We start from the raw sequence: 1460 nt of genomic DNA on the forward strand, positions 1-1460 counted from the left end.
CAATACTCCGGACAGTTTTTAAGCAGCCAGAGTACCATAAGACAAGACTGAAGGAAGGTTAAGGTGATTTAAAATCAAATCTGGGTCTAAATCTAACTTATCAATAAAGGTAGAAAGTAGATGCGCGATTTTATTCCCGACGTTTATAAGAACCGATCGAAAACACAAACGACTTGGCAGATGAATGACAACTAGAGAGTTGATATTTGGCTAAATTTAAGGCAATAAGACTGGCATTAAAATGAAAATCAAGCCGTGCTAAATGACGAGCTTGACAATCAGACAATCCCGTAAATTGCTTGGCATCACGAAAAATCAATTCAATCGGGAAACGAGCCCGATCGTATTCAAGAATTTGCTCAGGTGGTAGGTGAATATCAGTGCTAAATAATCAGGTATTTTTGATTTTACCATTGGCTTGAACCTCAGAGATACAAGCCAAGCTAATTTCACACTTTAAACAACAACTCCCGACCACTAATGTATAAAGTGAAACTCCCGGTTTTATGTATTTAACAAAATTAAGACAACTCAAATCATTGCAGTCAACCTGTGCGATCATATTTGCGAGGTGCTCCCAGTTTATTGTGTTCACCTGTATAAAGATAACGTAGGTTAGCATCTACTCTTAACTTGCCAATAAAGTCTAAATTTAACTCCCGCACAGCATCCCAGAATTTAGAGCGATAATAATAGCCATCAGCCACCACATAACGTACAGAATTTGGGAAGAAACAACGAGTATTCTTCAAATGTTGTGCAGAGTTATCAACTCTTGTGATGTCAGGATTTGAGCTTTGAGTATCCGGTTTTTTGCGAGATTTTTTTGACCATCTATTCTGGGGATTTTATGGCAGTTTTTTTCCGGGCTTTATTTGAGGGCGTGATGGAGTTTGTTGCACGCTTAAGCTATAAGATAAACGAGTCTCAATTTCGACAATAGAAATCACAGAAATTTCCAACCCCTGTTCGGATTTACCAGCTACACCATTATAAAAATAAGCTTTAACGTCAGTTGTTTTGCCACTTTTTCTTAAAAAATAACAATCAATAACAGCAATGACTGTGTGTTCAGGATTTAAAGCAAGTTCCGTGAAAATATTGATTAAATTGTGGAAACTTAAAGCTTTTGAGAAAGTGACGACGGTAGTTTTTTTCACTCAAACAACTATAACGACTGAGATTCGTGAAGTTGACCTTACCATAGACCAGCAAAATAGTTGAAAATAAAGTGATTAAAAACTTTTTTTGGGGTTGACTAATCCCTGGCATTTGTTGTAAGGTAGATTGAATAATGTTCCTAAAACAATCTGTTGAGCTTGTGTGTTTTTATAGCTTAACCTAAAAGAGCGCCTTTTTTTCTGTTCATTTTGGGTTCAGATTGCACTCACTTTTTTCGCTTCTCTGCTTTATTGCGTAAGCGTTGCTTGCCGAAGGCATCGCATCCTTCTTTAAAAACT

General features: G+C 36.9%; 2 protein-coding genes. Both read right to left on the bottom strand.

The features are described from left to right. Nucleotides 1-130: 130 nt before the first annotated feature. The gene (locus IQ263_RS29070) at nucleotides 131-319 is read right to left on the bottom strand and encodes a hypothetical protein (protein ID WP_228050438.1); all 189 of its coding nucleotides are present in this window, start codon (nucleotides 317-319) and stop codon (nucleotides 131-133) included. A gap of 529 nt (nucleotides 320-848) precedes the next feature. Then, nucleotides 849-1160, bottom strand: a complete 312-nt coding sequence (locus tag IQ263_RS29075; RefSeq protein ID WP_228050439.1) for a hypothetical protein — start codon at nucleotides 1158-1160, stop codon at nucleotides 849-851. Nucleotides 1161-1460: the final 300 nt, after the last annotated feature.

Source organism: Tychonema sp. LEGE 06208 (assembly GCF_015207505.1).
Taxonomy (GTDB): domain Bacteria; phylum Cyanobacteriota; class Cyanobacteriia; order Cyanobacteriales; family Microcoleaceae; genus Microcoleus.